The organism is Shigella sp. FC1967 (genome assembly GCF_001743005.1).
Classification (GTDB): domain Bacteria; phylum Pseudomonadota; class Gammaproteobacteria; order Enterobacterales; family Enterobacteriaceae; genus Proteus.
Genome location: NZ_MIIZ01000596.1, coordinates 1 through 6846 on the forward strand (window position 1 = coordinate 1; position 6846 = coordinate 6846).

8 protein-coding genes, 1 tRNA gene and 1 pseudogene are annotated in these 6846 nt (G+C 39.6%); all 10 read right to left on the reverse strand.

The genetic code is table 11. The features are described from left to right. Window positions 1–66: 66 nt before the first annotated feature. Window positions 67–142: transfer RNA gene (locus BHE89_RS06435), tRNA-Lys, on the reverse strand. 155 nt (window positions 143–297) lie between these two features. Continuing rightward, on the reverse strand, window positions 298–1065 hold the full coding sequence (gene ybgF, locus BHE89_RS06440; protein WP_069370108.1) for a tol-pal system protein YbgF: 768 nt from the start codon (window positions 1063–1065) through the stop codon (window positions 298–300). Window positions 1066–1074: 9 nt separating this feature from the next. Continuing rightward, window positions 1075–1569 carry a peptidoglycan-associated lipoprotein Pal gene (gene pal, locus BHE89_RS06445; protein WP_069370107.1) on the reverse strand — a complete coding sequence of 165 codons (495 nt, stop codon included), beginning with the start codon at window positions 1567–1569 and terminating at the stop codon, window positions 1075–1077. A 45-nt stretch (window positions 1570–1614) separates the two neighbouring features. Next, a complete protein-coding gene (gene tolB / locus BHE89_RS06450; RefSeq protein ID WP_069370106.1) occupies window positions 1615–2910 on the reverse strand; it encodes a Tol-Pal system beta propeller repeat protein TolB in 1296 nt (431 codons plus the stop codon). A 142-nt stretch (window positions 2911–3052) separates the two neighbouring features. Beyond that, window positions 3053–4120, reverse strand: a complete 1068-nt coding sequence (gene tolA / locus BHE89_RS06455; RefSeq protein ID WP_069370105.1) for a cell envelope integrity protein TolA — start codon at window positions 4118–4120, stop codon at window positions 3053–3055. A 28-nt stretch (window positions 4121–4148) separates the two neighbouring features. Continuing rightward, window positions 4149–4574: a colicin uptake protein TolR gene (gene tolR, locus BHE89_RS06460; RefSeq protein WP_023581195.1), complete on the reverse strand. Its 426-nt coding sequence runs from the start codon at window positions 4572–4574 to the stop codon at window positions 4149–4151. A gap of 22 nt (window positions 4575–4596) precedes the next feature. Beyond that, the gene (gene tolQ, locus BHE89_RS06465) at window positions 4597–5283 is read right to left on the reverse strand and encodes a Tol-Pal system protein TolQ (RefSeq protein WP_069370104.1); all 687 of its coding nucleotides are present in this window, start codon (window positions 5281–5283) and stop codon (window positions 4597–4599) included. Further along, complete coding sequence (ybgC, locus tag BHE89_RS06470; protein WP_069370103.1) at window positions 5283–5678, reverse strand: tol-pal system-associated acyl-CoA thioesterase; 396 nt, start codon at window positions 5676–5678, stop codon at window positions 5283–5285. Before ybgC ends, tolQ begins: the two co-directional genes overlap by 1 nt. Window positions 5679–5988: 310 nt before the next feature. Next, complete coding sequence (locus BHE89_RS06475) at window positions 5989–6396, reverse strand: hypothetical protein (RefSeq protein WP_069370102.1); 408 nt, start codon at window positions 6394–6396, stop codon at window positions 5989–5991. Next, a pseudogene (locus tag BHE89_RS06480) lies at window positions 6393–6846 on the reverse strand (MFS transporter); the annotation flags it as partial. The gene BHE89_RS06475 and the pseudogene BHE89_RS06480, both read right to left, overlap by 4 nt.

Below are 6846 nucleotides of genomic sequence, written 5' to 3' on the forward strand. Positions count from 1 at the left end.
AAAAGTCAACTGCTCTACCGACTGAGCTAACGACCCATTTCAATAAAACGGATTGATGTTCGAAAGTGGTGGGTCGTGGGCGATTCGAACGCCCGACCAATTGATTAAAAGTCAACTGCTCTACCGACTGAGCTAACGACCCTTTTTCGAACTCACCACATTCTCTGTGGCAACGGCGGGTAATAATACTGATTTAATGTTTTTGTGCAATGTTTTTTTTCAAAAAAAAAACTCAACCGTTGAAAAAACAATCAGTTAACCCCGAAAATGCAACATCTAACATTACGGGGTTAATAATTAGAGTGCTCCCAACTGCTTTTGCGCTAATTTAGCGCCAGCACTATTTGGATATTGCTTAATCACTTGTTGGTAAACAGCTTTAGCATTATCCTTTTGCCCTTTCTCTTGCATGATCAAACCAATTTTATAAAAGGCTTCACTTGCTTTTTGAGATTTTGGATAGTTTTTAACAACAATAGCAAATGTGCTTGCTGCCTGATCCTTATTACCTTTTAGATAATACATCTGACCCAACCAAAATTGTGCATTTGATTGATAGCTAGACTTCGGATAATTATTGATAAAGTTGTTTAATTCAACAATTGCCTTATCGTAATCTTTAGAATTCAGTACGATATCAATTGCTGCATTATAATCAGCCTTTTCATCACCTTGCCCTGCGTTATTTGTCGTAGACGGTGTTGAAGAAGCAGAATTATCAGGTTGAGTGGCTTCTGTTGAAGTTGAAGTACCACCACCAAGGCTATCTAATTGTTGATAGATGTTGCGTTGACGTTCAACAACTTGATTTAACTGGTATTGATTTTCCTGAATTTGGCCACGCAACATATCAATATCACGCTGAGAATCAGCGAGTTGTTGCTGTAATTGGGTCAAAAGCTGGCTGTGAGCATTTGAAAAACGCTCAAGTTGGGCGAGTCGTTCATCGGTCGAACCTGAACCGATATTACTGATTGGCGCTTGGGCAATAGCGGCTACGGGAGCCGCTACGCCAACCAGTAACAACAGACTCATCACGAAAGGTCTGAAGTTACTGTTGTTCATGCCGTTCTCTTAGTAATCCAGTACTGCACGACGGTTTTTCGCATAAGCGGCTTCGTCATGACCTAGTACAGCTGGTTTTTCTTTACCATAAGAAACGATTTTCAGTTGATCATCTGATACGCCTTTACCTTGCAGATACATTTTCACTGCGTTAGCACGACGTTCGCCCAGAGCGATGTTGTATTCTGGAGTACCGCGTTCGTCAGCATGACCTTCTACAGTGATACGTACTGATGGATTTGCACGCAGGAATGCAGCGTGTGCATCTAACAGGTTAGCGTAGTCTGAGCTAATGTCATATTTGTCAAAACCGAAGTAAACGATGTTTTGTTGTTTCAGTTGTTCTAATTGCTGACGCGCTAATTCTTCAGCAGTAGGTCCTTGTTCAACAACAGGTACATTGTTTGTATCAGTTTGATCGTCGTTTTTGTTTGAGCTACATGCTGCAACAGCAACGAGTGGTAATGCTAACATCAACCCTTTAAACACTTTGTTTAATTGCATCTCTATTTGTTCCTTTATTTGTTTGCCATACATAATTTTTATGCATCACATAAACGGTGACCAGGCAGGTGATTTAACCTGACCGTCAGTCGCCGGAAGACGCGCTTTGAAACGTCCATCAGTCGATACTAGCTGCAAAATGGTGCCTAAGCCCTGTGTAGAGCTATAAATAACCATTGTACCGTTAGGAGCGATGCTTGGCGTTTCATCCAGAAACGTATCTGTTAGATATTGTACGGAATTCGTTTCCAGATCCTGCTTAGCGATATGTTGCCTACCGCTTTCAGAACTCACCATAACTAAGAAACTACCATCTGAGCTTACTGCTGGGTTTTGATTTTGTTTACCTTCCCAAGTAATGCGCTCTGGTGTTCCACCGTTAATATTAATCTTGTATATTTGTGGGCGACCACCTTGATCTGAAGTATAGACTAAGGTTTGTCCATCTGGCATCCAATTTGGCTCGGTATTATTACTTCTGCCATTGGTTACCTGTGTCATATTTCCACTGGCTAAATCCATAACATACAGATTTAAGCTACCGCTCTTAGAAAGCGCAAATGCCAGTTTAGAGCCATCTGGTGAAAACGAAGGTGCACCATTATGTCTTGGGAATGATGCAATTTGGCGAATTTCACCTGTTGCTAATGTTTGCACGACTAAAGCAGATTGACCACTTTCAAAGGTCACATATGCAAGTTTAGCACCATCTGGCGACCATGCTGGTGACATTAATGGCTGTGATGAACGATAAACACGATCTTGGTTAAATCCATCATAATCTGAAACACGCAATTCATAAGGATATGCACCACCATTTGTCACAACGACATAAGCAATACGTGTACGGAATGCACCACGAATACCTGTTAGTTTTTCAAACACTTCATCACTCGCTGTGTGTGCAGCGTAACGTAGCCATTTAGATGGAACTTTAAACTCACTTTGAGATAAAACGGCACCGGGTGAGCCTGCAACATCAACAAGCTGATAACTTACCAAATATTGACCATCCGCTGATGGTTGCACTCGTCCCACAACAACAGAATCAATGCCTAATGCAGTCCAAAGTGCAGGTTGGACTTCAGATGCGGTAACAGGTTGTTGAGGTATACGGGATACATCAATTGGATTAAATTTTCCGCTATTACGTAAATCAGCCGCAATCACACCAGCGATATCTTCTGGCATTTGACCTGTGCCTTCCCATTTAAAAGGAACAACACCAATAGGTCGTGCAGTATTTACCCCTTGTGTAATTTCTATTCGAACTTCAGCGTTAGCCAAAGTGGTTACGCATAAAATTAAAAGCCCGAAGATAACATTTAATGCCTGCTTCATCATGTCTCCCTTTTATTATTGCGGTTATTACGCAATAACGTACAGAATAGTAACAAACGCTTTTCAACAACACCATACAGCGCATCAATAACATTCTAAAATAGCTATAAATTAGTGTATGTTTTCCTACAATCAGACAGTTTTATGGCTTAAACTCAATTGTTGATGATTTTACTTGTTCATAAACATCTTTCGGTGGTTTAGGTAATTTAGCTGTATTCGCTGCACGTAATGCCACTTGACATAATGCGGGATCACCACTTGCAATCTTCGCATTAATTAACATTCCATCAGGCGCAATACTAATCCTTAGCTCACAAGTTTTACCTTTATATAACTCTGGATCAATAAATTTCTGTTCTATTGCGACTTTCAGTTGGCCTTTATAGCGATCTACACCTTCACCATTTGCACCTGTGCGATTTCCTCCGCCCTGTCCAGCAGCTGAGGCTCCACTTTGTTTATTACCATCAGCGACTAAACCATCAAGCAAACTATCAACAGCCTTACTTTGCTGTTGAGCAGCTGCTTTGGCTTTTGCTTCAGCTGCCGCTTTCGCTTTAGCTTCTGCCGCAGCTTTGGCTTTAGCTTCTGCTTCAGCCTTGGCTTTGGCATCAGCTTCAGCTTTTGCTTTCGCATCTGCTTCGGCTTTTGCTTTAGCTTCTTCTGCTTTTTGTTTTGCCGCTAATTCAGCTTGTTTTTTTGCTTCTGCTTCAGCTTGAGCTTTTGCATCTGCTTGTTCTTTTAAGATGCGATCACGCTCTGCTTTCGCTTGCGCTGCCGCTTCTTCTGCAACTTTTTGTTCTTCTTTTGCTTTAGCAGCCGCTAATGCAGCTTCACGTTTTTGAGCTTCAGCTGCCTCTTTCGCTTGTAAACGCTCAACTTCTAACGTTTTCAAACGTTCTTGTTCTTTCATTTGCTGCTGACGCAACTCTTCTTCTTGCTGCTCAGCTCTCGCTTTACGTTCTTGCTCAGCCTTTTGGACGTTAGCCTGTTGTGCTTTTTGCTGGTTATACTGTTGTACTACCGCATTAGGATCAACCATAATAGCATCAATAACTTGCCCATCTGATCCACCGCCACCACCTAAATCCCATTTCTGAGTTAATGACCCCCAGATAAGCAATGCGATAACAAGCAAATGTAAGGCGGTAGACAAGATAACTGAACCGCTCAATTTACTTCGGATTGGCTTCGTTTTCTTTCCCACGCTATTATCCAAACTTATTTCAACCTAATTACATAGGCTGAGTCATTAAACCTACAGATTTAACACCTGCTTGACGTAACATGTTGAGCGCTTTAATTATCTCATCATAAGGAACATCTTTAGCACCGCCAATAAGAAAGACAACTTTCGGATTTTTTTCCAGTTGTCGTTTAGCTTCTGCCATAATCTGTTCTTGTGGTAATAATTCTAATACTTCCTGATCGACACGAATATTATATTGCCCAACACCTGCAACTTCGACAATCACAGGAGGATTGTCACTACTTGAAACCGTTTGTGTCTCTGTTGCTTCAGGAAGATCAACCTCAACACTTTGCGAAATAATAGGTGCCGTTGCCATAAAAATAAGTAACAGCACTAATAGTACGTCGAGCAAAGGAACAATGTTAATCTCTGATTTTACGCCTCGGCGGCTACTGCGACCCCGTGCCATCAGCTCTCTCCTTCTGCGTTAACTATTTCTTTTCTGCGGAGGTAAAAGCTTGGCGATGTAAAATCGTCAGGAACTCTTCCATAAAGTTATCGTAACTTTGTTCCAGTTTATTTACACGCTGCGTAAACCGGTTATAAGCCATAACTGCGGGGATTGCCGCAAATAAACCGATAGCTGTTGCAATCAATGCTTCAGCAATGCCAGGGGCAACCATTTGTAATGTTGCTTGTTTTACACTGCCTAATGCAATAAATGCGTGCATAATCCCCCAGACAGTACCAAACAGACCAATATATGGGCTAATAGAACCGACAGTACCAAGGAAAGGAATGTGATTTTCTAAAGATTCTAGTTCACGATTGAACGAGACTCGCATAGCTCTCGACGCACCGTTAACAACCGCATCAGGTGCGTGAACATTTGCTTGATGTAAACGGGCAAATTCTTTAAAGCCAGAATGAAAAATTTGCTCTGAGCCAGATAACTCATCGCGACGAGCTTGGCTATCTTTATATAAGCGCGCCAAATCAGTACCTGACCAGAATTTATCTTCAAAGTCTGCAGCTTCACGATCGGCGGCATTCAGAACTTTTGTTCGCTGAATAATAATCGCCCAAGATGCAATAGAAAATCCGATTAAAAGCAACATGATCAACTTGACTAAAAGCCCTGCTTTTAGGAAGAGATCGATAACATTCATGTCAGCCACTACTTAAACTCCGCGATAATGGACTTAGGAAGCGCTACTGGCTTCATTTTTGATGAATCTACGCAGACAACGAGCACTTCTGCGCTACATAATACACAACCATCTTCATTAATAATCTTTTGAGAAAATGTCATTGAAGCACCACGCAATGTGGTAATTTCACTTTCTATTTGCAAAAGATTATCAAGTCGAGCTGGCGCAATATATTCTATTGATAATTTACGTACAACAAATACAACATGATCATACTCCCGTAAATCATGCTGATGAAAACCTTTCTCTCTAAGTAGCTCAGTTCTAGCGCGTTCAAAATATTTCAGATAACTGGCATGATAAACAACACCACCAGCATCAGTATCTTCATAATAAACACGAACAGGCCAAAGAAACTGCATATTACCTCCCTTACATTTCCCCAGTTAAGTCCATAAATAATGTAGCCACAGGTTACTTAACTATACTTAAGAGGTCGCTCTAAGGGAATCATAGTAACGTAAAGAATAGAAAACGCAGTTTTCAGGCGCCAATCATAAACTCTTCTTTGCAACACGCAATATGCTTTATGCTCGGAATAGAAAAAATATTTTTATTAAGACAGCATAAAAATGCTTGCTAATTAGAAATTCATAGATTGCCTCATTTAGCAGTATTATTTTTAATGACAGAAAAAAACCAGTTTAAAAACTGGTTTTTTATATAAATCAATTAATTATTTGAGATTGGAGTTTCATGAAGATAGTGCCATTGCCAACACTCATCATGAGAATTACGTCTCAATAATACCACTGACTCACGCATAAGAATTTTCTTATTTTCACTGTGTTTTTCTTGATATCTGACAAGCGCCAAACAATCTGACTGATAAATTATTTTATAATTATCCGTTTTTATTTTCAGACCACTTCTTTTCCCTGCATTTTTCCTGAACATCGCGATAACGTCATCATAACTCACTGCTTTTCCATTGATCCCAACCATCGAAAACTCTTGAGATAAAAGATGTTCTATTTTTGTAATAGCATCAACAGATAGCGGATATTGCGTAAAAACGGTTTCAATCTCATCATGCAGAGATTTAATGCTTTCTATAATTAAGTCCGAATTAAAATTCATCTTGTATTTCCTGTGTAATAACATCTTTCTTTAGTGTCAATAATAAAATAAGAGGTAATATGCCTATCAATGCGTATATTAAAAAACGTCATTTTATAAGCTGTTTGTGGTAAACAAAAAAGAGAAAGAATATTAAATAACATAGCAACCATTGTTGCCCCGACACTAAAAACAACTTGTCTGTTAATATTCCAAATAACACTTGCTTGAACTAATTTTTGTGCACTAAAGTCATACAATGCGGTGGTTTGAGCAGTGTTTGCACCAATCCCCCCACCCACTCCGATAATTAGATATGTACTAATAAGTAATGGAATATCTGTATTATTATTTACAAGTGTTAATAAAGAAATACCTATGCTGTGTAATAACAATGCAATAATAAATAAGCATTTCATACCTAATTTATTATAAAGAGCACCACTTATTATTATTGAAATAAAAGCACCA

Excerpts from the sequence above, each read along its gene's own strand:
- ybgF (WP_069370108.1), bottom strand. The coding sequence starts at position 1,065 with ATGAACAACAGTAACTTCAGACCTTTCGTGATGAGTCTGTTGTTACTG.
- pal (WP_069370107.1), bottom strand. The coding sequence starts at position 1,569 with ATGCAATTAAACAAAGTGTTTAAAGGGTTGATGTTAGCATTACCACTC.
- tolB (WP_069370106.1), bottom strand. The coding sequence starts at position 2,910 with ATGAAGCAGGCATTAAATGTTATCTTCGGGCTTTTAATTTTATGCGTA.
- tolR (WP_023581195.1), bottom strand. The coding sequence starts at position 4,574 with ATGGCACGGGGTCGCAGTAGCCGCCGAGGCGTAAAATCAGAGATTAAC.
- ybgC (WP_069370103.1), bottom strand. The coding sequence starts at position 5,678 with ATGCAGTTTCTTTGGCCTGTTCGTGTTTATTATGAAGATACTGATGCT.
- BHE89_RS06475 (WP_069370102.1), bottom strand. The coding sequence starts at position 6,396 with ATGAATTTTAATTCGGACTTAATTATAGAAAGCATTAAATCTCTGCAT.